This is a genomic window from Polymorphospora sp. A560, from assembly GCF_045781765.1.
GTDB lineage: Bacteria > Actinomycetota > Actinomycetes > Mycobacteriales > Micromonosporaceae > Polymorphospora > Polymorphospora lycopeni.
This window is the reverse complement of the sequence record NZ_CP122282.1, coordinates 7,927,717-7,951,831: the sequence shown is the minus strand read 5'-3', so window position 1 is coordinate 7,951,831 and position 24,115 is coordinate 7,927,717. Positions and strand designations below refer to the sequence as shown.

The window sequence follows — 24,115 nt, the reverse complement described above, 5'->3', positions numbered from 1 at the left end:
ACGGTTGACCGGGAGTTCCGACGCTGACTGGCGCGTCCACAACAGAGTCATCAGTGGATAGTTGCCGTCGAGCCGGCGAGAGCAGCAGCCGGCAGTTCTGGTACCAACTCCAGGTGGCCTACTTCGAAGACCTGAGCGCCTACAGCTACACCGACGTCGACACCATCGAAATGGACTGGGGGTGGCTTCAACTTCGGCCCGGATACGACCGGATCAACGTCGGTTGGCTCGATGCCTCGCGCGCGTTCGAGCAAGGTCCTACGCCGACCTGGTTCGCCGGCGCGCTGCTAGACATCATCGTGGTCCCGCGCATCAACACGATGCGCGGATACCATCGGTGCCAGTTTTGCCCGGCGCGCTCGGACGGGTCGATGCTCTCGGTGGGCCATGCGAGCGGCGCGATCTTGCTTGGACACACGGAGATCAGGGTGCCGGCCGGGCCGGGCCGGATGTTCGCCGCACCCTCACTCATTTGGCACTACGTCACCGCTCATTCCTACCGGCCACCAACGGAGTTCATCGAAGCTGTAGGGCGGTACGACCACGGCTGGGCCTCAGAGCCGAGCCCGTGGATCCCTCCCACTGCCGAGCGCATCACGTTCGACTGAATTGCGGGCGCTCGTTGGCATGATGCAGGTCGCTGCATGAGCATGGTCAGCTACTACACCAACGCCGGACACCAGCGCCCGAAGGCATGGAGGACATCCGGTCCGGGCTGCTTAGTGTAGGCGCACCCAACAGGATGTGTAGGGCGGCTATGACGACTATGCCGGCTCCCAGGGCGGGGATGGGACGCCGAATTCCGGCGTCCCATCCCTGACTGACTTTCAGGCGACTACGTTGTGATCAGTGCCCCTCGAGCGAACGCTTCCGGGGGACTGCGCGCAGGTCGGTACGGCATAGGTGGTTCGGTGGTGAAGCGCGCCGGCTGGTCCAGGCGCCAGCGGCGGCGTCGGGGACGTTGATGCCAGTGGGGATGGACAGGGTGCGCGTGTCGGAGAACTCTCGTCGGCCGTGGCCGCACGCCTATGAGGAGGCCGCCCTGGGGCAGAGGGCTGGAGCGGCCTCCTCGAACTCTCGATCAGCACATGAAGGCCTGCCGGGTCAGGCGGCGGCGAGCGCCTCGATGGCTGCCTGGCCGATGAGGTTGATACAGGTGGTGGGGTCCTCGACCATGATGATGGTCGTGTTGTCGTAAGCCCTGGTAGGCCAGTGGTGGTTTGCGGGGGCGAGCCACAGCACGGCGCATCCGGTCTTGTGGAGGCTGGTGATGGTGGCTTGGGCTTGGTCGGGGTTGACGTAGTGGCCGTCGGAGACGACGACGAGTAGTCGTGCCGTGCCAGGGGTGGACAGGTGCAGGAGCCGGTCGGCTTCGGCGCAGGCCTCGACGAACCTCTCGGTTCCGGCGTCGGCGCGCATGTCGCGGACCTTGGTGGGTCTGCGGCCGGGTGGGATGAGGACGGTGATCCGGTCGCCGTAGGCGAGGGTGGCGGTGGTGGCGCCGGCGCGGGTAGCGGCTTGGGCGACGATCCACGCGGCGGAGGACATGGGGGCGGCGAAGTCGTGCATGGAGCCGGAGGCGTCGATCAGGATCGCGACGGTCAGTTCGGGGTCGGGGACGGGTCTGCGTACGGTGCGTTGCCAGGGTTGGGCGGTGGGGGTGGCGCCGGTGGCTCGTTGGGCGGCGAGGGTGACGGCGGCGCGGGTGCGTAGCCGTCCGGGTGGGCTGGTGCTGGGCTGGGTGGTGCGGACGGGTTCGCGGTGGCGGGCGCGTCGGAGCAGGGCGGTGAGCCGGTTCACGGCGTGATGTTCGGCGTCGGTCGGTTCGCGTTCCTGCCAGGTGATCGGTGTGTCGGTGTCGACGTGGCGGCCGGGTCCGCCGGTCCGTGTGCTGTCGTGTGCGGGTTGTGGGGTGTCGGTGGGGTTGAGGCGGATGGTGTCGAGGGCGATCACGATCGTCGCGGCGATGGTGCTGGTGGCGGCGTCGTCGGCGGGCAGGTCGGGGCTGGTGGTGGGGTCGATGCCGAGCAGTCGGCACCACCGCTCGCCGAGGGTCACCATGGTGTCGACGTCGGTGTCGTCGACGGTCTGGGCCTCTTGCCAGATCGTGCGGAGGCCTTTGAGGAGCTTGCGGCCGAGGACTTTGGTGATGGCGCGTCGTGGTTCGCGGACGTCGCCGTTGTAGAGGATCTTCGCGTCGACGCGGGCGAGGAGCAGGCCGGCGGCGTAGGCGGCGCTCCATGTGGTGTCGGTGGCGGTGTCGGTGGGGTCGATGATGCTGGTGACGGCGCGGCGCAGCCACCGGCGGTCTCGGGGCCGGGCCGCGCGGTAGCGGGCTTCGATCCGTGATTCCTCAAGTAGGAGTGCGGCTTCGCGGACGACGGGTGGCACGCTGGGCGGCGGGTCCCACTTGGAGTGGATGACGTGGGCGCATTCGTGGAGCAGGACCCCGTAGGCGACGGGAGCCTTCGCCCTTGCCCTGTGTACGGAGCGGCGGGGGTCGGCGATGGCCGGGTCGGGGATGAGGTCGGCGTCGATCTGGATCTGGGCGGTGGCCGGGTAGCTGCGTCCTGGTGAGCCGCCGGCCGCGGCGGGGGCGACGGTGACGTGGGCGTCGGTGCGGCTGGTGAGCCGCGCGGCGTGCCTGGTCCAGGCCACCGACCAGGGATCCCACGGCGACGTGGCCGCCGCCGTGGTCGCTGCTGGGGTTGGGCTGGTGCCGGAGGTGACGACGTGTGCGGAAACGCTGGTCATGGAAGGGGCTGCCTCTACTTCTGCTTGCCGAGGGTGAGTGGGGTGATCGCGGCGCCGCGGTAGGCGCGTTGGAGGGCCTCGACGACCGCTGGCCGGTCGGGTTCCGGCGCGATCGCGGCCAGGTTCGCCACCGCCGCGGGCAGGCCGAGGCTCGCGGCGATGCGCTTGAACGCCAGCAGCTCCCGTAGTTGGGGTGCCCAGTCGATCTCGTGCTTGCTCAGTCGCTGGTTGAGGGTGATGGCGGCGTCGATGGCGCCGTGGGGGACGCCGAGGGAGCGGGCGAGGTCGAAGTCGGTGGTGACCTCGATGTGGACGGAGAAGCGGCTGGCGAGGGCTTCGGTGAGGATGGCGCCGTGGACGCCGGGGTTGTGGCCGGCGCAGACGAAGAAGCCGTCGGTGGCGGTGACGGTCTCGTTGTGGTGGGCGGTGATGGTGATCGTGGCGCGGCCGTCCATCGCGGGGTATAGGACGGCGAGTACGCGGGGTGGGATGAGGGTGGCGTCGTCGATGAACAGGGCGCGGCCTTCGCGCATGGCGGTGACGAGGGGGCCGTGGGAGAACTCGAATCCGCCGTCGGGTAGTGGGACGTAGTTTCCGACGAGGTCCTCGACGGTGGTGTCGCCGTGGCCGGCGACGGTGATCGCGTCGGGGTAGGCGGCCTCGATGAGGCTGGTCTTGCCGGTGCCGGGCGGCCCGTAGAGCAGGACGGCGATCTTGTCGCCGCGTAGCTTGCGGAGGACTTCGATGTCGGTGCCATCGCCGAGCTGGCGGGGCAGGTACCAGTCGCCGTTGGGGCGCAGTACGGCGCCGGGCCGTGGCGGCACCGGCCCGCCCGGAGCCGCCGCTGGCGCCGCCGGGGCAGGGGTGAGGGCGGCGGCTGGGGTGGGGATGGCGCCGTAGCCGGCGCGGGCCTTGAACGCGGCCAGCCCGAGCGCGGTGATGGTGTACCGGCGGGGCGGGCCGGCGGACATCGTGGCCCAGCCGCGATCGGTGAGCCGGTTCAGGGCTGAGCCGATGGCGCCGGACGACCGGCCGGGCAACGCCTTGCCGATGTCGGTGATGGAGAAGGCGCGGCTCGGCTCGTCCGCGAGGAGGTTGACCACGGGCCAGAACATCGGGCGTGGTTTGGCTTTCGGCTTGGCGGGGTGGGTGGGGGTGGTCACCGGGCACCTCCAACAGTGGCTGCGGGCGGCGTGCAACCGATACCTGCCGGCCTGGGGGTGCTCAAGTCGTCGCGGTCGCGGCCCGACGTCGGCGGCTGCCCGGTGGGGCGTCGGTCGTGGCGGGACTGTTTCTGGTGTGACATGGGGTGCTCCTTCGGCGTTGAAAGCCGCCGCGCGCCCTCCCGGGGCGCGCGGCGGCGGTGGTTGATCCGCTGCGGGTGGGAAGAGCGCGCGTAGCCGAGCGGCGGCTACGCGGAGCGGTACTCAGGTCGGGCGCCTACCGTTCGGCGCGGCGGCTGGGATCGGGAACGGCATCGGCCCTGCGCGGGGGTTCTAGTGGCTGCGGACAGGGCTCACCGGTCGAGCCATCACCGGCGGGACACCGCGCCCCGGACGGTCGTGGCGCGGGTCGGTGGCTTCTGCCCGGCCTGGCCGGGCGGTGGCACGACGATCGGGACGGATCCCGTCGCCGGCCGCCGCGCCGCCCCTTTTACGACAGGCCTGTCCACGGGCGGATCCGCCTGTGGGCAACCGCTGTGGATAACTAACCCGTCCAGGCGTCCATCGAGGGTGGCCACATGGCGCGGCGGTTAACCCAGCCGATCTCCTGCAATAGGCTTTCGCTGGACCGGCAGATCCGGCACCAGGTCGTGGTGTCGCTGCCGTAGCCGGCCATCGACGGCAGCGCCTGGTCGGCGATGTCGTAGCCGGTCGCCCCGCACACCGTGCACCGGCTGCCGTGTGGCCCGTCCGGCTCGAACAGGTCCTGCTCGGGGGCGTGTCGGTGATGTCGTGTCTGCACCATGGGTGGGTCGACCTGTCGCCACGAACAGAGGTCGCTAACGAGGACGTACCAGCCGTCGGTGACGGCGGTGACACGCCGCATCCTGAGGGTTTCGTTTCCCACCTCGGGCTGCCCAGGGGTGGGGGCGTCGATGCTGCCGGCCGCGTGTGCCATGAACACCTCGGTGCGGTTGCCGTAGCCGCGTCGGACCAGCAGGTCGGCGGTCTGGCCGGGCCAGGTGCGGGCGTGGGCGTCGGCGGCGATCCGCTCGACGGCTTCGAGGCGGAAGCGGGCGATGACGCAGCCGTTGTACTGGTAGCCGGCGGCGATCTCGCCCGGGTACGGGCCGAGTTCCCCGGCCGCGAGGTAGGCCGGTGTCCAGGTCGCTGTCGCCGGCACCGTGGCGGTGTCGTAGGCGGCGGCGGTGTGTAGCTGGGGCGGCGTCGTCGGGTCGATCACGAGCCACCGGTGTCCCTCGCGGGCGGCGGCGTGGAGCCGGTCGAGCAGGCTGGTGTCGTCGGGGCCGGGTTCGGTCAAGGGCTGCCGGTACGGCGGCCACGGACGCGAAGGTCGTGGCCCGTCGTCGTGGACGGCGGTGACGGTCGCTGACCGGGGACGGGGTGCGTTGACCGGGGTGAACCACAGCCGGCCGGCGGCCGTGTCCACGACGAGCCACGGCTCCCCCGGCTCGCCGGTCGGGCCGGCGATGGTCGTTTCGGCCTGCCGGAGGGTCTCCCGCAGGTCGAACCAGAGCTGTCTGGTCACGTGCTACTCCTTGCTCCTATACGAAGAAGCCCTCGGCCGAGATGGCCGAGGGCGGTGGGACTGGAACGGGCGGGGCGGCGGCCCGCCGGGTGGCGGGTGATGCCCCAGTGGTGCTCCCACCCGGCTGTGGTGGGCGACCGGGTCCACCGGCTCGTAGCCGTGGGCCCGGTTGTCGTGTGCCGGCCGGTGTACCCGGACCTCGTAGTGCAGGTGCGGGCCGCTGGAGTGGCCGGTGGAGCCGACGACGCCGAGCGGCTGCCCGGCGGCGACCTGCTGCCCTTGGCGGACGGTGGGTGGCTGGTCCATGTGGCAGTAGCGGGTGAGCAGGCCGGCGGGGTGTTCGAGGTCGACGTACCAGCCGCAGCCGCGGGTGCGGACGGGGTCGCCGTCGCGGTCGCAGCCCCAGTCCGCGCCGCTGTCGGCGTGGACCGCGTTACAGGCCACGGTGCGTACGGTGCCGGCCGCGGCGGCGCGGATGAGGGTGCCGCGTGGTGCGGCGAGGTCGACCCCGTCGTGGCCGGGCCGCTCGGGTACACGGAACCCGGAGACGAGGGGCGCGTGAACCGGTGCGGTCCACGGCCCGGTCGTGGCGCAGCCGGCGAGACCGTCGGCGGGGAGGTCGAGGGTGTCGGCGATGGTGGTGACGAGGTCGGTGGCGGCGTTCTCGTGCCTGGCGTAGGCGTGTGGGTATGCCGAGACCTGCACGGCCTGGGCGGCGTCGGTGAGCGGCATCGTCTCCCAGCCGGCGACGGTGACGAGCTTCCGGTAGAACGCCTGCGAGGCGTAGGCGGGGTCCTGGAGTTGGGTGGGGGTGCCCCAGCCCTGGCTGGGGCGTTGCTGGAACAGGCCGACCGAGTCCCGGTCGCCGCCGGCCAGGTTCCGCAGGCCGCTCTCCTGGATGGCGGTGGCGACCGCGATGACCCAGCCGCGGGCTGGTACCTCGAGCCGGTTGCCGGTGGCCACGATCGTGGCGGCGTTGCCGACCTGGTCGCTGTCCCAGCCGCCGACGGCAGGCCACACCACCGGCGACGCGGCGGAGGCCGAAAACGCCGTCGGAACGCACCCGGCGGTCGCGGTTCCGCCGCCGACGAGACCGGCCAGACCACCGGCGCACAGGACGAACGCCGCGATGACGGCTACGGCAAGGGACAGCAGCGATCGCAGGGTCATCGCGTCCGCCGGCATCGTCCGGCGGGCGGCCGGCAGGGGCGCGGGCGCCCCGCGTCACCCTGTCCGGGTGTCGGGGTCCGGCGGGCGCTGGTGTTGGCGGTGGTGGGCGAGAACCCGTTCCTGACAAGGGGTTGTAGCGGGTGCGCGGCGATGGGGATCGGGGCGAGGGGATGGACGGCGGCCGGCTCGCCGTCGCCGGTGTACACGGCGACGGTGTCGCTGGCCGGGTCGATGACGTAGATCCACGAGGCGCCGAGGTCGGCGGCGAGGCTGAGCGGGAAGACGGTGACCGGCTCGAACCCGTCGGGCTCAAGGGTGCCGAGGGTCATCCCGACGCCGGGCACCGGCCGCTGGGTGGGAATGCCGCCGGGTCCGTAGGTGGTGGTCGCGGTGACCTCGGGGTCGAGGTACGCCCAGTCGTGGGCGAGGACCGCGCCGGTGAGCGCGTTCGTGTCGCGGCGGGCCACGCCCGCCCAGATACCGCGTAGCCGCGCGAGCAGCGAGCTGGGGTAGCCGTCGAAGTGGACGTAGCGGGCGTGGATGAGGTGCGGCTGGTGAGGACTGGCAATGCCGACGTAGCAGGGGGTTCCCACGGAGCTGTCTCCTTGCCATGAGCGGTAGTCGAGAGCCGGGTTCGGGTGGGGGGCACGGCGACGACCGCGCGGCTACCGGTTGGTTGGCCGCGCGGTCGTCGGGTGGTGTGATGGGTGGAGTTAGCGGGTGAGGACGGCGACCTTCTCGCCGTGCAGCAGCGGCGCGCCGTCGGGTCCCTTGATGTGGGCGTGGATCCAGATCCGGTATGCCTGGCCGTGGCTGTTGGTGAGGCGGCGCCAGTGGCCGCGTACGAGGAACCGGACCCGGTAGTGCCACTTTGGGGGGCCGCCGGCGGGTTCGGTGATGGGGGAGGTGCGGCGCAGCATCACGACGCGGGTGGCGTGGACGATGCGGGCGCGTACGGCGCGTCGGCGGGCGGGCCGGTCCAGGGGTGCGGGCGCGCAGACGCTGATCGGTTGGGCCTGGATGCGCCAGAACGCGTACGCGATCGCGGCGCACACGCGGGCGGTGTCGCTGGTGATGAGGTAGCGGCCGTCGGGTGCGGTCTGCCAGTCGCGGTCGGGCTCGTCGACATGAGGCTGGGTGATGGCCGGTACCGGTTTGGCGATCGGTAGGACGTCGAGGACGGTGAGGACGTAGGGGCCGAGCCGTGCGGGCAGGGTCGGGTCCTGGCGGGCGTAGTCGCGGATTCGGGCGGCGTGGGGGTCTTCGGGGTCGTCGCGGTTGGCCCAGCCGCAGATCAGCCAGGACTGTCCGGAGGGGGAGGCGACGGTGGCCCAGGTGATGGCCGCGATGCCGCTGACGTGGCCTGCCGGGTTGCGGTGGTAGATCGGTTCGGGCAGGAAGAGGACGCCGGTGTCGGTGGGGGCGGCGTCGGCGGTGAGCAGCTCGCCGGACAGGTCGAGGGCCTGCGCGGCGGCGGCGATGACGGCGGTCATGGCCGGGGCGAGTACGTACGCCTCACCGTGTGCCCACACCGTGCTGTTCGCCTGGTTGAGCACGGCGGTGAGCTTGTCGGTGCGGCGGGCCTCGTCGCCCGTGGGCGGCAGGGCTGCCCAGCGGGCCTCGACGAACGCCCTCGCGTACTGGTCGCTGGCGATGGTGGCGCAGTAATCGCGCATGCGGGTCTTCATCTCGACGGCGACTCGCGCGTAGCCGGCGAGGGTGTGCTCGGTGCGGAAGGGCATGTGTTCCTCCTGTGGGCTAAATGGGCTGCGGGCGGCGGGCTGAAGCCACGGCGGGCTACGCGGCGGCCAGTGCGGCGCCGGGAGTCCGGCGTGGCAGCCGCGACCGCAGATGGGTGATGCCGGTTGAACCAGCCGATGAATCCGCCCGGCTCACGGCGGTGCGCGACGGCGGCCCGGCCGGTGACCACGGCTGCTGGGCTGGAGTGGCGCCGCACCTGGGGCGTGGTGGTCCGGGCGGCGCGCATCGCCTGCTGTGCCCGCGTCGCGGCGGGGCACGGCCCGGCCTGGTCGGTGCACTGCAGGTTGGTGCACCGGTTGTCGGGGCCGGGCTGGTGGGCGGTGAGGACGTCGACGGCGAGGCGCCACAGCAGCGGGTCGGTGACGTCGGCGGGTACGAGGGCGCGGTGGGAGGGGCGGATTCGGCTGCGGTCGGACATGCGGGGCGACCTTTCCTATGGTTTGCGGGCAGGGAGCAGCGGCCGGGTGGTGCCGGCGAGGTCGTGCCTGATGGCGGGCTGAACGATGACCGTGTCGATCGACGCTTATCTCTTGGCCAAGGTCAAGTCGTCGGGCGCGGATGTGGGCTCGTCCCGGAGAAGGGGATGCGGCTACCGCAGGTCGCGGTACCGGCCGGGCGGCGTCTGGTCACCGTCACGGTCAGGCGTGTACGGGCACACGCCGCCCTCGCCGCGCTTGGCCAGGTACATGGCCTGGTCCGCCGCGTGCAGCACATCACGGGCGCCCATGCCCGGCACGGCGACGGCGTAGCCGACGCTGGCGGAGACCGCGACCCACCGGCCGGCGATGTCGAAGGCCTGCCCCGCGATCCGGTCGTAGGCGGCCCGGGCGGAGGCGTCGGTGTCGGTGCCGTCGCCGTGCACGACGAGGGCGAACTCGTCACCGGACAGGTGCACGGCCAGCGCCACCGGCGGTGGCAGGGCGCTCAGCCGGCGACCGACCTCGGACAGTAGGTCGTTACCGAGTTCGTGGCCGAGGACGTCGTTGACCGCCTTGAACCGGTCGAGGTCGAGCAGGACGACCCCGAGCGGCTCGCCGAGGGTGAGAGTGGCGTCGAGATGCGCCAGCAGGGCCCGCCGGTTCGGCAGGCCGCTGGTGTCGTTGCGCATGGCCAGGCGGCGCCACCGGGTCAGGTCACGCTCCCGGCTGGCGATCGCCTGCCGTTGCCGGCGGAGTACCCGCCGCTGCCAGCCGAGTAGCGGTCCGGCGGCGGCGAGGCCGGCGAGGATGCCGCCGGCTGCGCTGAGGTAGGAGTGCAGGTGGGACACTGGGCATCGCTCCTCTGTGGAAAGGGAGCACTGGGGCGGGCGGCAAGCCGCCAAACTTCGACGCCCGCCCCGGGCTACCGACAGGTCGGGGTCAGGCGGTCTTCGGGGCGAGCCGGAACGTCGCCGGCCGCTCCACGGTCTGGATCGCCGCACCGGCGGTGACGAGCTTGTGCAAGGCGTTGACGACCGCGCCCGCGCTGGCCTTCGCCGCGCCGGTGCCCTCGTTGGCCTTGTCGATCGCCTTGCACAGCTCGCTGGTCTTGAACTGCCGGTCCGGGTCGGCCTCCAAGACGTCGAGAATCGCGCCGCGCAGGCTGCCGCCCGCCCGACGCGCCTTGCCCGTCGCGGCCTGCTCGACCAGCGCGGGCGTGGGTTGCGGCATACCGTCGGCGGGCACCGGCTGATCGAGGTCGGCTCGTCGGCCGTCGCCTTCGGTGGCCGGCTCTTCGGCGGCTGCCGGGACTGCCGGCTCGTCCTGGTTCCCGGCGTCCGGTGCGCCGGGCACGGCGGGGGCGACGTCCTGCGGCTCGCCGACGGCGGCGAGCTTCTCGCCGTCCGGCTCGGGGTTTGCTGCCGGCGCGGTGGGATCCGACGGGTGCGCCGTCTCGTCGTCGGTCTGCCCGGCCGAGGTGACGTGGTCGTGCTCGACGCTTTCGGGCCCGCTGCTGTCGTCGTCCGGAGCCGCTTCTGGTGGGGCGTGGGGGCCGGTGGGCTCCGGCTGCCCGGACGACGGCTCGCCGTCGGGTCGCTCGTCGACGCCTTCGCCGCCGCTGCCGGTACTCCCTACGGGCTTCCACAGGGTGCGGCCGTCGTCGGCGCGGAACGGCTGCGCCAGGCCGGCGTCCTCCAGCGCGCGTAGCCGCTTGGTCGCGGTCGAGTAGCCGATGCCCGCGTGGGCGGCGATCGCGGCCGCGGTGGCCTCGCCGAGTTCCGCGATGGCGGCGGCGACCTTGTCCAGGGTGGTGGGTGGGGTGTTACCTGACGTGGGGTTTTCCATCTGTTGCCTCTCTTTCTCTGGTCGAGCTGATGGGATCGGCGTGCACTGATGCACGCTTCGACGGCGCCGCGGATCAAGTGCGGTGACCGGATCTCGGGATGCCGCCGAAGCCGAAGTTGGCTCGGCCTGGCCGGCGGCGACCGCAGGTGCGCCCACGCCGCCGACCCGGGGGTTCGCCTGAGCCGCGCAAGGCGGTGCGATCGGGACGTGTGCCCGGGCAGGCGGGCAGGCGTGACGCCTGCTCGCATGGGGGCCTGCAGGTGCGGGCGTCGGCGGGGCCGCGGGCTGCCATGCACCACTGGGCGGTCACCCTCACGCGGGCTGCACACGCCCGAACCTTCCGCATGACGGGCAGCCGGTGAGGAGGACGCTGGCCATCAGCAGCGGCGGCCCGTAGTGGTTATCGGCGCTGCTCGCGGGGCTGTAGGGCCCGTCGGGGAAAGTACTGTGATTCGGTGGAGGGGAACGGGTACAGCGCGGACCGTATCGAGGTCGTCGAGTTCGACGAGTCCGTGAAGAGATGGCCCGCCATGTACTTCGGCGCCGGTCGAGGCAGCCCTGACCTCGCCACCCGTGTGCTGAGCAGCGTGCTGGCGCATGCGCTGCACCCGGCCACGCGGGTTGCCGCGCCGCATACCCCGCACGCGACGGCCGAGATCACCGGTGACCTTGCCTTCGTGGTCACCGACGATCAAGCCGATGCCTTGGACGAGTCCGGCTCCGTACGCCTGGGCTACAACGGGTCGCTGCTCGGGCCCGTCCGGTGGATCAGCGCCGCAGCGGCGGCTGTCAGTTCACGAACCGTGGTCGAGGTGTGGCGGGACGGCCACGGCCTCTGCCAGGAACTCGCCGGCCTGCACCCAGTCGCGGAGCCCCGCGGCATCGACCCGCCGCCAGGGGCGGGGACACGCGTGTCCTTCGAGCTGGACGACGCCTACTTCGGCCCGGGCCAGGTCATCGCCGCCGACCTGGCATCCCTGGACCTGCACGGCCCGGACTGCAACGGCCCCGCCGGGCCCGGGCACGTCACCGTCACCGACGCGCGGGGCCAAGATGAGCCCATCGTGATCCCGTACCGATGACACCCATCGCGGGCTGAACGGTCACTGCCGTTGCTGCGGAAGGTCGGGGCCGGCGGCGGTGTAGGAGACGGCGGCGAGGTGCCCAGCGGCGATCCGCAGTGCTTCGGCCGCATCGGTCAGTGACGCCCGTATCGCCGCGGCGTCGGTCTCGTCGAGGCCGTCGCTCTCGCTGCCGGGTGGGCTGTCCGCGAGCTGCCGTAGTCCGCTGACCAGGCTGTGTGTCAGGTGGGTCAGCGAGGTGGCGACCCCGGCGAGATCTCCTGACGTGGGGATGGCGGCGGACCGGGCGGGACCGAGGCACGTTGCCAGGTAGGTCACGAGGGTGCCGGTGGCTTCCGCGGCGGTCCGGGTCAGCTCGGGGCCGAAGGTCGCCCCGCCGCCGAAGGCCACACCGATCTGATCGGCCAGCGACGCTCCGGACGCCGCACAGGCGGCAGCCGTCGCCTCGTCGGCGTCCCCGGACCGGCGACGCCATCCCGGGGCGGGCACCGTCCACCGCCAGTGCCGGCGGAGCCTGTTCAGGACCCGGCGGACCCTGCCCTCGACGACCGGAGCGCCGTGTGCGGGAGCCGGCGGCACGGGACCGGCCGCAGCTGGTGTCGCGGCTGCGATGTCGCGGACGAGGGACCAGGCGCTGCCGGCGGCTCGTGCCGTGTCCGTGGACGAGTCCGCGGCCTCGCGTAGCAGCACCTCGACCTCGTCGGCGGCGTCGATGAGGTCGCCCCGGATGTCGCTGTCGGCGTCGAGGCCGGTGAAGTGTGGCTGGCGGACCTGGCCGAAAAAGTGGTCCCCGGTCTGTGCGTGCACCCGGGCGAGCAGCCGTGAGGTGCGGAACAGGTGACCGAGGAGGAAGGCGACGTCGGAGGGCGTGGGCAGGGCCGTCGAGGCGCTGAAGGGGCCGGTGGCGGTGTGTAGCCAGTGGTTGAGGTGCCCGGCGGCGACCACGGCGCTGCCCAGGCGGGCGGGGCTGAATCGGCCGTCGGCCGCGAACAGGTCGCGCATCATCGCCAGCCAGGCGCTGGAGGCCTCGTCGGCCGGCACCGTCTCCTCGACGAACACGGCGTGCGAAGGGCGTCCGCCGCCGGTGGAGCAGATAGGCGTGTCGTCCGCGAGGTGCCACCACGGGACCGCACCGCCGCGGAATCCGCTGCTCCAGCGGACAGCGGGCTGGTCTACCACGGGTTCCCTACACACAGGACAGACCGGGATCTGGATCATGCTGCTTCTCCTTAAAGACGGGCGGCGACAGGCGAACGCGTTCGGATCGCCGTAGGCCTGGTGGGTGCGGTGCCAGCCGGCGGGCTGCCGGGCCGGCGTCGAGCTGGTCATGGAAGCCGGGGAGGCCAGGCCGTCTCGCGGGCTGGTGGCGCGAGCGGCGCCCCTGCGCCGGGGGCGGCCGGCATGGTTCAGGCCTGGCGTGGTGTGGGCACGTGGGCGGCCGAGACGGTGACCTGGCGGCCGAGGATGGTGACGATCACCGAGTTGCGGCCGGTGCCGGCGGCGGCGCGTAGCCGCTCGATGAGGTGTGTGCCGGGCTGGCGCAGCGGCAGCGCGACGAGCAGGTCGTCGCCGTCGGGGTCCGGCTGGTCGCGGCCGAGCCGGTCGGCGAACACCGCGCGGACGGTGGAGGCCGGCGGCTGGCCCGGGGCCGGCGGCGGCTGCGGCAGGCCGTTGGACATCAGGTAGACGCCGTCGTCACCGACGAGCAGCAGCGCGGGCCCGGACGGCTCGTCACAGACCGGGTCGGCGTGTTCTGTCGCGGCGACGGCGTGCTCGGCGAGGTCCAGGACGTCGGCGAGCGGGAACCGGAAGACCGAGATCATGGTGGAGTCTCCTTCTGCAGGCGAGATGGCGGGTGGGGTGGGGCCGACCGGGCAGCAGCGCGCATCCTTCGGGTACAGGGATGGCAGCCGCTGGCCCGATCGGTTCCACTGGTTGACGCACGCCCAGGTAGCGGGCGGTGCGGGTCGGACTAGAGCGAGACCGCGAGGAGCCGCTGTTCGGGGTCGATGCCGTCGAGCAGGCGGTTGGCCTGTTCGAGGTAGGTGACCCGGTCGGCCATCGCGTCGCTGGCCGGAGCCAGCTTCGCGCCCTCGACGGTGATCAGCGCGTCGCCCGCGAGGGCGGTGGACGCGCTGTAGTGCTGGTAGGCCATGCAGCCCGCCTGGAACATCTCCAGCTCCTCGAGCGGGATCTGCCCGGCACCGTAGGTGGCGGCGTTGTGCATCCGGATCGCGTTGACCCGGGGCTGGTTCTTGAAGTCGGCCACGGCGGCCTCGCCGGTGTAGGCGTCCGGGTCCGCCAGGTGGCGGGCCTCGTAGACGTGCCACGGGGTGGCGGGCGCGGTGCCGTGGACGACCCGGCTGAACAGCTGGTGCCGGATACCGGCCCCCATACCGAACGCCTGGCGCAGGCCGGCCAGGTCCAGCAGGTGTGCCGGTCCGCCGGCGCAGCAGGCCGGGCGGCCCTTGCGCAGGCCGATCATCTGCCGGTGGTGCCACAGGCGCAGGGCCTGGGACGCCCAAAAACGCGGCAACAGGTTGCCCTGTACACCGAAGTTGCGGTCGAGCTGGCGTGACGTCAGCGCCTCGCCGGGCAACTCGTCCGGAACACAGACGATCATGGTGCGGATCGTCACCGTCGGCGTCGCCGGGGTGGCCGGCTTGGCCGGCTTGGCCGGGGTGGCCGGGGCGGCCTGGGCGGTCTTGCTGGTGCGGGTCTTGGCCATGAGGGTTCCTCCTTGCTGGTACGCGTGTCTGGGCACGCAGGGGTGACCGGCCCACCGGGTACATGGGTCGATTGCGGGATGTGGGTGGTGCTGATGGATCGGCGCGACCAAGGGGGCGCCGCGCGGCGCGATGCCGACCGGCCCTTTGAAGGCGGGTGGGCGTGGCGTGCCGTGTTAATGCGGCGGTGACTCCCCGGGTGGGGCCGAACCGGTGGGGATATGTGAGGTGCTGTTGGTGCCGTGAACGGTAGAGGCCTGATCTGTCAGGCCGATACGGCGCGATGATCGCCGGAAAGTAGGGCTGACCTGTGCTGTGAGACTTTCCGCGACACTGTGGGCTGCGATCGGCGCGTCGCGGTGAGATTTGACCGCGCTCACAGGTGATCTTGTGGGTTTCAGGCCCGTACGACAACGGTCATGGGCCAGCGTCCGACGGGAGCCGTTCCTGTTTTCGGCCTTCGGTCGGCGCGATAATGCCGGGGGTGTGGTGGCGGACATCCGAGATTCCGAGCGCCGTCCAACGAGGCGGGGGTAACGGCTGCCCACGGTGCGCCGGACCCGCGACGAGCCGATCGCTGCGGCACCCATCCCTGTAGACCGCTCGCCTAGAGTTCGCCGCATGTACTTCGTGTGCCGGTGGCGGGACGGATCGCCGTTCAGTAAGCGGGTGGTCACCGTGCCCGACGCGACGGTGCTCGACTGGTTCCGCCGTGGCTGGGACCGTGACGACCCCGACGGATGGATCGACAGCGAGCTGGGCGGCTACGTCTACGGCTTGGATTCGGTCTTCGAGGAGGTCCAGAAACGGGGCCTGCCCAGGCCGGAGACGGTTGACGAACTGCGCGAGCTGCTCAACGAGCATCTCTGGATCGAGGGGGACGACGAGGACACCTTCATCCGCCTCGGCGAGCACGCCTTGCGCGTGCGTACCGACGACGACGAGGTGGACCTGGCCTACTACTTCGTCGACGACCAGGCCGCTGCCGCGTCACCCGACCGGATCGCGTTCCTGCTGTACGACACCTGGCCGCTGCCGACTGGCGCCGCCGAGCCCGGTGCGGTCTTCAGTCATGGCGTACCGGTTCGTACCGTTCGGCTGGCCCCGCCCGGGCCGGAATCCGTCTTCTCGGTCCGCGTGTGCTGGGGATCGCCCGATACCCATCGGAACCTGGACCTGGCCGGCGCCATTGCCTTTCCGGGTCTAACGCTGCCGGACCTCGCCGCCAGCCTGCGTGCCGTTGACGACCCCGGTGCCTGCCGCTGGCCGCACGACGCCCGGCTGCTGCGAGCCCTGGTAGCCCCTGCGGAGGACGACGCCCGCGTGGCGTTGGAGCGCTACGTCCGGCTGCCCGGATACGACCCGTCGCCTGCCAGCATCGACACGATGCCCACGCACCACGTCATCCACCAGGAGATGCTGCGGCTGCTGGCCCCGGAGCCGTCCGCCGGGTCGCTGATCCAGTTGGATCCCCACATCGCGCAGGTCTCGCGGCATATCGATGACTTCTTCGGATTCGACCAGTGGTTCCTCTTCGACACCCGGTGGGCGGCGGCCCACCCGGATCTGGCCCGCTCGCTGTTGCGGTACGCAGCCCACTGGGACCCATTCCACGACATAGCATCGAAGTAGCTTGGCCATTGCGTGCGGCGTACCACGTCCCAGGCTCGGTGGTCTCGGCTCATGCGGTTGCGGCTCGGCAGAGGCGATGACTCCACCGGAGTTTGTCCGAACCGATCCCATACGGTTCAACGCTGACAATCGTGACAACTATGAAGGCTGACGACCGGGCTGTGGAGCTTCCGCGTTCCCTTTTCCCCGAAGTGGGGCCCCTGTGCATGCGAGGCCCGCACCCGCACCGTGGCCGGCAAACGCACCCGCGAGACGGTCTACCTGGTGGCGTCACTGCCCGCCGCCCAGCCCGCTACGCAATGACCCTGGCCCACGCCTTACGCAGCACCCCACCTGCCGCTTTGTGAATGGTCGACACTCTCCCTTGCACTGACAGATCCAAAAACGTAAATTAATCGACCTAAGGGCTCGTCTCGGAAGGAGAAGCATGCTGAGAGAATCTTGGCTCCGCCGGCTCGGCCTCGTCTCGGCGGTGGCGGCGTTCGGCCTGGTAGTCACGCCCGTGGCCGCGCACGCCAACGACTACGACACTCCCCGCAGCGCAATTGGCTTTGGAGTGGACAAAAGCGTCAACGGCGCGATTGACCAGTCCATACAGAAGGCCCGAGAGGCAATCCTCGCGGTCGGCACCGACTGCACCCCTGGGATCTATCGCACCCGCTTGGTCTACGCCTCTCCGGGCGGCACATGGGTCTACGAGACCACCCACGAAGCGATGTGCGTCGACTGATCAAGTTCGGTCCGATCGGCCTCTGTCGGGTTCACCGCGGCGCGGGCAGCCCCGCTGCCCGCGCGGCCCAGTTGCGCGGCGTGGTCGACCGGCTGATCCGCGCCGGGCACTGGCGCGACGGCGATCCCGAGATCCTGATCGTCTGCGATACCGGCTACGACGTGGCCAGGCTGGCGTTCGTGCTGGCCGACCTGCCCGTGCGGTTGCTCGGCCGGATCCGCACCGACCGGGTGCTACGCCTACCGAAACCGCCCCGCACGGCCGGTGCGGCCGGCCGGCCACCCAAACACGGACCCGAATTCCGCCTGGCCGACCCGGCCGCCTCACCCCCGCCCGCGTCCGTCGAGCCTTCCGGAACATCCGCGCCAAAAGCGCTCTACCAACCAGTGCACCGAAACCCGCACCACCAGGGCCCGGACGCCCGCCCGGCACCCCGAACCGCCTACGCGCACACCGCCACGACGTCGGGAAAACCACCGTCCGCGACCTGAGCATCACCGCCCGCAAACAACGCGCAGGTTAAGAACAAGCTTAGTGGCCGTCTACTCGGGAGAGGCCACGTGCAGCTCCTGGTAGGCATGCCAGCCACGGAAAAACCAGTCCGCCAGCTCCCGAATCCTTTCGAGACAATCCTGGTAGTAGTGCGCCGGGTGCGGCCGAGGGAAGTTCGGGTGGGCGGTCCACTCGGCCACGACGTGTGAGACCTCGTAGAACCCCTCAGCGACCCAGCGGGGCAGACCGTCATGACCTTCGTACTGCCCGCAGGCCACCCGCATCGCGCGTTCCAACCGGCTGAACGCCACTCGATCCCAGACAAGATCGCTCCGCAGGCGGGCCAGGAAGCTGCCCTCTGCGGCCTCGAACTCTCGCCTCAGCACGATCAACGTGTCGTCCATACCCGCATCTTGGCAGTTCTCGCGAGGCGAACCTTGGCCCCTTTCACCAGTCGTCGAAGCGTTGTGGGTTGGTGGCGGCGTCGGGGCCGTGGTCGGAGGGCAGTTCGTGCAGGTGCCGGCGGTGGGTCAGGTCGGAGACGAGTGTCCATACCCGTCCGGCCGGGTCGGGGCCGTGGACGGCGGTCGCGATAGGGCTGGCGGTACGCAGTCCGGCGAGTACGCCGAGCAGGCTGGCTTCGCGGCGTCGGGTGGGGACCCAGAACAGGACGGGGTAGCGGGGGCCGAACTCGGTGAGGCGTTCGTAGCCGCGGAGCTTGGCCACGACGCGGGCGAGGTTTTCGGTGTCGTTGTCGTGCTCGAGGAAGAATCCGGTCGAGGTGCCTCCGGTGGTCCAGATGCCGTGGCCGTCGGGGCGGATGCCGGACTGGGCGTAGACGGTGGTGGCGTGCTGTTCGGACCACCACCGTGACAGGTCGGCGCCGGGGGTGGCGCGGGCGGTGGCGATGAGGTCGGTGAAGAACTGGTTGACGCCGAGCAGGTGGTTGATCTTGCTGCTGGCGGCGATGCGTCTGGCGCGGTCGAGGGAGCTGCGTGGCGGCCTGGCGCCGGGGTGGTCGGGGTCGTGGTAGGTGGTGGGGTGTAGTTGCATACCGACTGGGCCGAGGGTGTAGAGCAGCGGGCCGTGGCGGCCGTGGGCGGTGCTGCGGCCGAAGCGGTGCAGTACGTCGAGGCGGTGCAGGATGGTCAGCCGGCGTTGGGCGGTGCGCCGGCCGTCGAAGAGGGCGCTGGTGATCTGGTCGGTGGACAGCAGGTAGTGCTCGGCGAGCAGGGCGAGTAGGGCGCGGTCGCGGGCGACGATGCGGCCGTAGACCGCGAGTGGGTCGGGCTTGCTGGAGGCGGTGGGGACGCGGGAGTACACGGGGGTTGCTCCTAGGCAGGAAGAGGTTTCCCTCCCGATCGGGAGGGTGTCTGGCACGGGCGGGATCGGCCTGTGGGGTCTGTCAGGGCCGTGTGCGGCACTGACAGCCCAGGTCAGAGGTGGTCGACCAGACCCGGCGGTGACCTGTGGTGATCCGGGTGACGAGCCGGTGTACGCCCCGGGTGACGCCACCGGCTGACAGCGGGACCGGACCGGTCAGCCGGGACCGCGGCTGGGCCGGGGTCGGCGGTCGCCGGGCTTGCGGGTAAGCCGTTCGACGAGTGCGTCGACGGCGCTGGTGTCCTGGCTCGGTACGGCCGCGGCGGCGGCCTGGCGGATGGCGGTCGCGGCGCCGACGACCGGTTTCGGTGGCCGGGTGCGCATGGTGAACGCCGGTGTCTGCCGGCCGTCGACGACGAGGCGGGCGGCGGCGGTGTAGGCGTCGAGGTGGGACAGGTCGTGCTCGCCGAGTTCGGGTTGGGTGTGCCGGGCGAGCAGTTTCGCGTCCTCGGGGGCGCAGGTGAAGTAGATCTTGTTGCGGGCGTTGGCCGAGGTGGCGGCGAGCAGGTCACGTGGGAACTGGGCCAGGTCCTGGTGGGCGAGCACGAGGGAGAGCCGGTACTTGCGGGCCTCGGCGAGCATCGTGTCCAGCGAGTTGGCCAGGGTGAGGAAGTTCTGGGCCTCGTCGATGATCAGGGTGGCGTCGCGGCGGCGTTCGGGGGTGGTGGCGGCGCGGGCGGTGGCGGCCTGCCACACCTGTGCCAGGACGAGGGAGCCGAGTAGGCGGCTGGTGTCCTCGCCGAGGATGCCTTTGGGGATGCGGACCAGCAGTACGCCGCCGTCGAGGATCGTGCGCATGTCGAAGCTCGACTTCGGGTAGCGCATGGTCCGCTTGACGAAGTCGCGTAGTAGGAAGGACCGCAGCCGGGCGAGGACCGGGCCGATGACCTGCGAGCGTAGGGAGTCGTTGAGGCCGTCGTACCACTGCCAGAAGCCGCTCAGGCCGGCCGGGTCGTCGAGGTTGACCGTCATCGCGGCCCGGAACTGGGGGCTGTTGAGTAGCGGTGGGATGTGCTGCAGGGTGACGTTGTTGTGGCGTAGCAGGGTCAGGCAGGCCACCCGCATGACGTCGTCCATGCGTGGGCCCCAGGCGTTGGCGAAGATGTTGCCGAAGATCGAGACGAGGTTGTCGACGACGAGGTCGGGGTCGTCGCCCTGCAGCGGGTTCAGCGTGGGCGGGTTGTCCTGGTCGGGGTCGAACAGCACGACGCGGCCGGCGACGTTGGCGGGTAGCCGGTCGAGGATGTCGGTGACGAGGTCGCCGTGCGGGTCGATGACGATGGTGCCGCGGCCGGCGCGGATGTCGTCGACGGCCAGGTTGACCAGCAGGGTGGTCTTGCCCGAGCCGGTCGAGCCGATCACGTGCGTGTGGTAGCGGGCGTCGGTGACGGACAGCCCGATGCTGTGGCCGCCGATCTCGGCGTCGCCGAGGATCTTCACGCCGCGTCCACCGGCGGGGACCGCGACCGGTGCGGGCATGGACGCGGCCCTGGCCCGGTCCAGGCCGGGCACGGCGAGGTCCTGTGGGAGGGCGGCCAGCGCGGCGAGTTCCGGGGTGGAGGTGAGGAAGCCGGGGCCGAGCCGGCGGGCGGCGAGGACCGCCACCGGGGCGGTCATGCGGGTGCGGTGGGTGAGCTGGTTGCGTCCGGTGTGGATCGCGAACGCCGAGGCGAGGGTGTCGGCGATGCCGCGTAGCCGTCCGCGCGGGTCGGCGCCGGTCCGGGTGTTGGTGGTGGCGACCGCGTAGCGCAGGCCGGTCTGCCACAGCGGGTGCGCGGTCTTGTCCAGGATCGCGCGCACGTCACGTTCGATCGTCGGGTCCCGCCCGGTAGCGGGCGCCGCGCGTTGCCCGCCGCTGCCGGGGATGAAGATGTCGAGGAGCCACAGCAGCGGTGCGGCGGGGTTGACCGCGGGCAGCGCGGTCTTGCCGGCCCGTAGCCGGCCGGCGGCGCGGCGGGCCCGTGCCGCCCGTCGTGGGGCGGCGGGTCGGGCGAGGACCTGCACGCAGGCGTACTCGCCGGTCTTGAGTTGCGCCCCGGCGGACATCAGCGGGCGCAGCGGGTCGATGTCGTGGTCGGTCGAAAGCGGCAGCCACTCCGCGTGAACGGGTAGCAGGTGTCCCCCGGCGGCGGGATGCGCGTGGAGTGGGATCGGTGGGCCCGGGGTGTCGTCGGTGGTGCTGGCCGAGCTGGGCCACGCGGCCCGGACCGCCGCCTCGACCGCGCCGGGTGGGACGGTGCCGGGCACCCAGATCGAGATGAGTAGCTGCCGGCCGGACCAGGTGTACTGCCACACCACGTGCGGGGTGCCGTAGAGCAGCCGCCGCCGGCGTGACGGGGTGAGGATGCCGGCGAGGTTCGCCCACCACGCGGCCGCGCTGCGCGGGTCGACCTCGGGCGGCGGCGCGATCGTGACCAGCCGCGCCCCACGGGCGTGGTGGCGGTGCCGCCACCACTCGACCAGGTTGCGTACGGCGACGGCGAGGACCAGCAGGCCGGCGGCGACGGCGGCCAGCCACGGCCGCTGTACGACCCACAGGACGGCGTCGACGACAGCGTCGGTGGGATCGGCGGGCGGCGCAACGACACCGGCGCCCGGCCCGAAGGTGGGGCGGGGCGCCGGTGACAGCTCGGTGAGCACTGGGCTCATCACGTCCAGTGGTGGTGTCACAGGTCCTCGTCCTCCTCGCCGGGGTCGGTCAGCTCGGCCGGATTCGTGGTGGCCAGGACGTCCTCGGCCCGCGATGAGATGGCCTCGAACGCGGTCCGGTTGGTGCCCGAGATCAACAGGCCCTGGCCGCGGCGGGCGGACAGCAGCAGGCGGCGTTCGCCGCCGGTCAGCCCGAACGCGGCGGCGACGGCGTCGACCGCCTGCGGAGCCTGCCGCAGCAAGATCTGGGTGGCGGCGTTGGAGACCACGGCCTGGCCGAGGTCGGTGGCCAGCACGTCGGCGGCGTCCTGGGTGATCACGGTCAGCCCGGCGTTGCGCTTGCGCGCGGCCTTCGACATGCGGAACAGGAACTTCGCGCCCTCGCCGTCGCGCATCAGCAGCCAGGCCTCGTCGACCACGACGAGCCTGCGCTGCGACGGATGTTCGGGGGCGTCGACGGTACGCCAGATCGAGTCGAGCGCGAGGAGGGTGCCGACGGTCCGCAGCTCGTCGGGTAGCTGCCGCAGGGACCAGACGACCAGGTGCCCGGCCGGGGTGTGGGTGGTCGGCCCGTCGAACAGGTTGCTGAAGCTGCCCCGCACCCACGGGACGAGCCGGGCGGCCAAAGCCGCCGCGGCCGGGTCGCCGTCGGCGTCCAGGGCCGCGGCAAGGTCTCGTAGCAGCGGCGCGGGCCGGTGGTGGGTGGCCGGATCCGCGGTGATTCCGGCCTGCCGGTAGACGGCGATGACGGCCCGGTCCAGCGCGGCCCGCTCCGCCGGCGGGGGCTGGTGTCCGAGCAGGACGCTGACGAGGGTGTGCAGGAACAGGCCCCGGCGGGTGAGCACGTCCGGGCGACGGTCACCGGCCGGCAGATCGAGTGGGTTGATCTTCACGCCGGGCAGGCCGAGCCGGACGATGCTGCCGCCGACCGCGTCGGCGAGCCGCGGGTACTCGTCCTCCGGGTCGACGACCGCGACCTGCACGCCTTGGTAGAGGCTGCGCAGGATCTCCAGCTTCACGAAGTACGACTTCCCAGCCCCACTTCTGGCGAGGACGACGGAGTTGTGGTTCTCCTGCGCCCACCGGTCCCACCAGACGATGCCGGCACTAGCCGGATTGGTCCCGTAGAGCACGCCGCCGGTCGCGGGCGGGTCACCGGGCAGCGGAGCGGGCAGGTCCGGGCTCGACAGCGGGAACGCGGCGGCCAGGGCCTGAGTGTCCATGGTCCGCAGCATCCGCAGCCCATCGGTGGCCAGGGGCAGGGTGGTGGTCCAGCCGGCGAGCTGCCGCCACGTCGCCGGCTGGACCTCGAGCAGGGTGGACGCCGCCGCGGCCCGGACCTGCGCGCACGCCTCGACCAGTTCGGCCTCGCCGCGGGCGTGCACGGTCAGGTACAGGCCGACCCGGAACAGCTTCGCGGCGCCGCGGGCGATCCGGTCGGCGAGGTCGGCGGCGTCGTCGGCCGCCGCCTCGACCAAAGGGTCGACGAGCCGGCCCTTGCCGGTGTCGGCGCGGCGGCTGGACTCGAACCGGGCGCGTTGGTTCCGCAGCCGTGCTGCGGCGACCGGGCCGGGCAACGGCTCGACGTGCAGGGCGAGGTCGAGGCGGCCGGGCCAGGACAGCAGCGGCTCCAGCCAGGCCGGGCCGACCTCGGCCGGGTAGCCGGTCACGACCATGGTGGCCGCGTACCCGTCGCCGACGCGCAGCCAGCGGGGCGTGACCTCGACCGCGGCCGGCGCGACCGTCGCCGCCACACCGGACGGCCGTGGGCCGTCGAAGCGGCGGATGCCGCGTCGCTTGATGGTCATCATCTGTTCGTCGTCCTTCGCATGGGTGGGGCTGTGGTGATGACGGCGTCGGGCGGGGCCAGGCCACCCGGGCGAGGCGGCCGGTAGGGGTCGGCCGCGCAGGTGAGGGCGGCGGTGACCGCCGGACCGTTCAGCACCTGAGGGCTGACGCCGAGCCCGGACAACGCCCGTACGGTGTCGTCGGCCCGCCGCAGGGCGGCGTGACCGCCCTGCTCGCCGGTGGCGGTGCGGGTGACGACCAGGACCTGCCGGCGCAGCGGGTCGCGGCGGGCGGCGAGATCGGCGAGGAACGCGGCGTGGTCGGCACACGCCTCCCGCAGCCGCGGATGCGGCAGGGCATCCGACGCGGCGGCGAGGGTACGGCTGTGGGAGGCCAGGTCGACCGGCTGCGCGGACACGACGACCTGGGTCGGCGTCGACAGGCTGTTGAGCCAGCGCCCGAAGCCGTCGATCAGGGCCGCCTGCTCCGCCGGGGTGCGTAGTGCCAGGTTCACGGTGGTCGTGCCGACGATCGCCGCCCGCACGCCGCCGAGGGCGATCTGCCCGTCGTCGTCGATGGCGTCGGCGGGCAGCCGTAACGGCGCCGGCAGCGGCATCCGACCGGCCTTCGGTGGTTCGACCCAGTCCGGTAGTCCCTGACCGGATGCCAGGCCGGCAATCGACAACGAACGCGGGCTACGGGTGTGCCGGATCGCGTGGAGCAGCCATGTGTCCAGGGACAGGCCGTCGCGGCGGCCGAGCGCGAGTCCGGTGACCAGGCCGCCGAACACCACCCCGGCGCCGACGAGCAGCGGCGCGGGTACGACGTCGTGCAGCGTGAGCCATACGCCGTAGAAGCAGAGTGCGCCGGCGGCGACGATCGCCAGCTGGTGGAACGTCAGCCCGTAGGCGACCTTGTCGGGGGCGTCGACGTCGGCGGGCATGCGGGCCCTCGACGACGGCTCGTCCGGTT

General features: G+C 71.9%; 21 protein-coding genes. 5 read left to right on the top strand and 16 right to left on the bottom strand.

What is annotated here, in order from left to right; genetic code table 11:
* Positions 1-113: 113 nt before the first annotated feature.
* The gene (locus tag QCD66_RS35750) at positions 114-608 is read left to right on the top strand and encodes a hypothetical protein (protein ID WP_375733979.1); all 495 of its coding nucleotides are present in this window, start codon (positions 114-116) and stop codon (positions 606-608) included.
* A 496-nt stretch (positions 609-1,104) separates the two neighbouring features.
* Here QCD66_RS35750 and QCD66_RS35745 read toward each other — a convergent pair whose 3' ends face one another.
* The 8 genes from QCD66_RS35745 to QCD66_RS35710 form a co-directional block, all read right to left on the bottom strand.
* Positions 1,105-2,754 carry a VWA domain-containing protein gene (locus QCD66_RS35745; RefSeq protein WP_375733980.1) on the bottom strand — a complete coding sequence of 550 codons (1,650 nt, stop codon included), beginning with the start codon at positions 2,752-2,754 and terminating at the stop codon, positions 1,105-1,107.
* Positions 2,755-2,768: 14 nt separating this feature from the next.
* Entirely contained in the window at positions 2,769-3,917 is a 1,149-nt protein-coding gene (locus QCD66_RS35740; RefSeq protein ID WP_375733981.1) for an AAA family ATPase, read from the bottom strand.
* A 544-nt stretch (positions 3,918-4,461) separates the two neighbouring features.
* Positions 4,462-5,466, bottom strand: a complete 1,005-nt coding sequence (locus tag QCD66_RS35735; RefSeq protein ID WP_375733982.1) for a hypothetical protein — start codon at positions 5,464-5,466, stop codon at positions 4,462-4,464.
* A gap of 3 nt (positions 5,467-5,469) precedes the next feature.
* On the bottom strand, positions 5,470-6,636 hold the full coding sequence (locus tag QCD66_RS35730; RefSeq protein WP_375733983.1) for a M23 family metallopeptidase: 1,167 nt from the start codon (positions 6,634-6,636) through the stop codon (positions 5,470-5,472).
* Positions 6,633-7,229: a hypothetical protein gene (locus QCD66_RS35725; protein WP_375733984.1), complete on the bottom strand. Its 597-nt coding sequence runs from the start codon at positions 7,227-7,229 to the stop codon at positions 6,633-6,635. The genes QCD66_RS35730 and QCD66_RS35725 overlap by 4 nt, the downstream gene beginning before the upstream one ends.
* Before the next feature lie 120 nt (positions 7,230-7,349).
* Complete coding sequence (locus QCD66_RS35720; RefSeq protein ID WP_375733985.1) at positions 7,350-8,378, bottom strand: hypothetical protein; 1,029 nt, start codon at positions 8,376-8,378, stop codon at positions 7,350-7,352.
* Between the two features lie 608 nt (positions 8,379-8,986).
* Positions 8,987-9,664 carry a diguanylate cyclase domain-containing protein gene (locus tag QCD66_RS35715; protein ID WP_375733986.1) on the bottom strand — a complete coding sequence of 226 codons (678 nt, stop codon included), beginning with the start codon at positions 9,662-9,664 and terminating at the stop codon, positions 8,987-8,989.
* A 91-nt stretch (positions 9,665-9,755) separates the two neighbouring features.
* Positions 9,756-10,661 (bottom strand): MarR family transcriptional regulator, encoded by a 906-nt coding sequence (locus tag QCD66_RS35710; protein WP_375733987.1) that lies wholly within the window; start codon positions 10,659-10,661, stop codon positions 9,756-9,758.
* A 530-nt stretch (positions 10,662-11,191) separates the two neighbouring features.
* Between QCD66_RS35710 and QCD66_RS35705 the strand changes: the two genes are divergently transcribed.
* Positions 11,192-11,743 carry a hypothetical protein gene (locus tag QCD66_RS35705; protein WP_375733988.1) on the top strand — a complete coding sequence of 184 codons (552 nt, stop codon included), beginning with the start codon at positions 11,192-11,194 and terminating at the stop codon, positions 11,741-11,743.
* Positions 11,744-11,764: 21 nt separating this feature from the next.
* Here the strand turns inward: QCD66_RS35705 and QCD66_RS35700 are convergent, their stop codons facing one another.
* From QCD66_RS35700 to QCD66_RS35690, 3 genes are all read right to left on the bottom strand, one after another.
* Positions 11,765-12,802, bottom strand: a complete 1,038-nt coding sequence (locus tag QCD66_RS35700; protein WP_375733989.1) for a hypothetical protein — start codon at positions 12,800-12,802, stop codon at positions 11,765-11,767.
* Between the two features lie 347 nt (positions 12,803-13,149).
* Positions 13,150-13,566, bottom strand: a complete 417-nt coding sequence (locus tag QCD66_RS35695; RefSeq protein WP_375733990.1) for a hypothetical protein — start codon at positions 13,564-13,566, stop codon at positions 13,150-13,152.
* 149 nt (positions 13,567-13,715) lie between these two features.
* A complete protein-coding gene (locus QCD66_RS35690; protein WP_375733991.1) occupies positions 13,716-14,471 on the bottom strand; it encodes a hypothetical protein in 756 nt (251 codons plus the stop codon).
* A 547-nt stretch (positions 14,472-15,018) separates the two neighbouring features.
* On the opposite strand from QCD66_RS35690, the gene QCD66_RS35685 reads away from it, so the two are divergent.
* From QCD66_RS35685 to QCD66_RS35675, 3 genes are all read left to right on the top strand, one after another.
* On the top strand, positions 15,019-16,101 hold the full coding sequence (locus tag QCD66_RS35685; RefSeq protein ID WP_407566953.1) for a hypothetical protein: 1,083 nt from the start codon (positions 15,019-15,021) through the stop codon (positions 16,099-16,101).
* 427 nt (positions 16,102-16,528) lie between these two features.
* On the top strand, positions 16,529-16,831 hold the full coding sequence (locus QCD66_RS35680) for a hypothetical protein (RefSeq protein ID WP_375733993.1): 303 nt from the start codon (positions 16,529-16,531) through the stop codon (positions 16,829-16,831).
* Positions 16,832-16,911: 80 nt separating this feature from the next.
* Complete coding sequence (locus tag QCD66_RS35675; protein WP_375733994.1) at positions 16,912-17,322, top strand: transposase; 411 nt, start codon at positions 16,912-16,914, stop codon at positions 17,320-17,322.
* 51 nt (positions 17,323-17,373) lie between these two features.
* Here QCD66_RS35675 and QCD66_RS35670 read toward each other — a convergent pair whose 3' ends face one another.
* The 5 genes from QCD66_RS35670 to QCD66_RS35650 form a co-directional block, all read right to left on the bottom strand.
* Positions 17,374-17,727 (bottom strand): hypothetical protein, encoded by a 354-nt coding sequence (locus QCD66_RS35670; RefSeq protein WP_375733995.1) that lies wholly within the window; start codon positions 17,725-17,727, stop codon positions 17,374-17,376.
* Between the two features lie 43 nt (positions 17,728-17,770).
* On the bottom strand, positions 17,771-18,646 hold the full coding sequence (locus QCD66_RS35665) for a replication-relaxation family protein (protein ID WP_375733996.1): 876 nt from the start codon (positions 18,644-18,646) through the stop codon (positions 17,771-17,773).
* Between the two features lie 216 nt (positions 18,647-18,862).
* On the bottom strand, positions 18,863-21,355 hold the full coding sequence (locus tag QCD66_RS35660; protein WP_407567273.1) for a type IV secretory system conjugative DNA transfer family protein: 2,493 nt from the start codon (positions 21,353-21,355) through the stop codon (positions 18,863-18,865).
* A gap of 17 nt (positions 21,356-21,372) precedes the next feature.
* The gene (locus QCD66_RS35655; RefSeq protein WP_375733997.1) at positions 21,373-23,163 is read right to left on the bottom strand and encodes a VirB4 family type IV secretion system protein; all 1,791 of its coding nucleotides are present in this window, start codon (positions 23,161-23,163) and stop codon (positions 21,373-21,375) included.
* On the bottom strand, positions 23,163-24,086 hold the full coding sequence (locus QCD66_RS35650; RefSeq protein ID WP_375734024.1) for a PrgI family protein: 924 nt from the start codon (positions 24,084-24,086) through the stop codon (positions 23,163-23,165). The genes QCD66_RS35655 and QCD66_RS35650 overlap by 1 nt, the downstream gene beginning before the upstream one ends.
* Between the last annotated feature and the right edge of the window lie 29 nt (positions 24,087-24,115).

Excerpts from the sequence above, each read along its gene's own strand:
- QCD66_RS35720 (WP_375733985.1), bottom strand. The coding sequence starts at position 8,378 with ATGCCCTTCCGCACCGAGCACACCCTCGCCGGCTACGCGCGAGTCGCC.
- QCD66_RS35710 (WP_375733987.1), bottom strand. The coding sequence starts at position 10,661 with ATGGAAAACCCCACGTCAGGTAACACCCCACCCACCACCCTGGACAAG.
- QCD66_RS35730 (WP_375733983.1), bottom strand. The coding sequence starts at position 6,636 with ATGACCCTGCGATCGCTGCTGTCCCTTGCCGTAGCCGTCATCGCGGCG.
- QCD66_RS35705 (WP_375733988.1), top strand. The coding sequence starts at position 11,192 with ATGTACTTCGGCGCCGGTCGAGGCAGCCCTGACCTCGCCACCCGTGTG.
- QCD66_RS35650 (WP_375734024.1), bottom strand. The coding sequence starts at position 24,086 with ATGCCCGCCGACGTCGACGCCCCCGACAAGGTCGCCTACGGGCTGACG.
- QCD66_RS35745 (WP_375733980.1), bottom strand. The coding sequence starts at position 2,754 with ATGACCAGCGTTTCCGCACACGTCGTCACCTCCGGCACCAGCCCAACC.
- QCD66_RS35655 (WP_375733997.1), bottom strand. The coding sequence starts at position 23,163 with ATGACCATCAAGCGACGCGGCATCCGCCGCTTCGACGGCCCACGGCCG.
- QCD66_RS35680 (WP_375733993.1), top strand. The coding sequence starts at position 16,529 with ATGCTGAGAGAATCTTGGCTCCGCCGGCTCGGCCTCGTCTCGGCGGTG.
- QCD66_RS35670 (WP_375733995.1), bottom strand. The coding sequence starts at position 17,727 with ATGGACGACACGTTGATCGTGCTGAGGCGAGAGTTCGAGGCCGCAGAG.
- QCD66_RS35690 (WP_375733991.1), bottom strand. The coding sequence starts at position 14,471 with ATGGCCAAGACCCGCACCAGCAAGACCGCCCAGGCCGCCCCGGCCACC.
- QCD66_RS35660 (WP_407567273.1), bottom strand. The coding sequence starts at position 21,355 with ATGAGCCCAGTGCTCACCGAGCTGTCACCGGCGCCCCGCCCCACCTTC.
- QCD66_RS35695 (WP_375733990.1), bottom strand. The coding sequence starts at position 13,566 with ATGATCTCGGTCTTCCGGTTCCCGCTCGCCGACGTCCTGGACCTCGCC.